At 46.5% G+C, this 501-nt stretch carries 1 protein-coding gene; it reads left to right on the top strand.

Features of this window, described 5'->3' with window-relative positions; all coding sequences use genetic code 11:
• A partial coding sequence (locus I6F53_RS20515; protein ID WP_197240994.1) for a YciK family oxidoreductase occupies nt 1-501 on the top strand: 501 nt, incomplete at both ends.

Below are 501 nucleotides of genomic sequence, written 5' to 3'. Positions count from 1 at the left end.
GGTGGTAAGCAGCCTGCAATGTTACCCATGAATCTAGAAGGCGCCAGTTATGCTGAAATGCAGCAGCTAGAAAGACTGATCGATAAAGAGGTCGGTCAGTTAGATGGTATTTTACATAATGCAGGTGTGCTCGGACAGCTGACACCCCTTGAGATGTATGACATCGATACCTTTGCTCAAGTCATGAAAGTCAATTTCACCGCGACTTTTATGCTCACCCAAGCGCTACTACCACTACTTAAAGATGCGGATAATGGCTCTATTGTCTTTACCTCTAGCACAGTTGGTACACATCCTCGTGCATTCTGGGGCGCTTACGCACTTTCAAAGCAGGCGGTAGAGGGTATGAGTGATATCTTTACTCAGGAGACGCAAAACACCACGAATCTGCGTTTTAACTGTATCAATCCTGGCGGTACACGTACCAACATGCGAGCCCATGCTTATCCAGGAGAAAGTCCAATGAGTCTAAAAACACCGGAAGACATCATGGCAGGCTAT

Source organism: Pseudoalteromonas sp. SWN29 (assembly GCF_015864465.1).
Lineage (GTDB): Bacteria > Pseudomonadota > Gammaproteobacteria > Enterobacterales > Alteromonadaceae > Pseudoalteromonas.
This window is presented reverse-complemented; position numbering and strand designations above follow the sequence as displayed.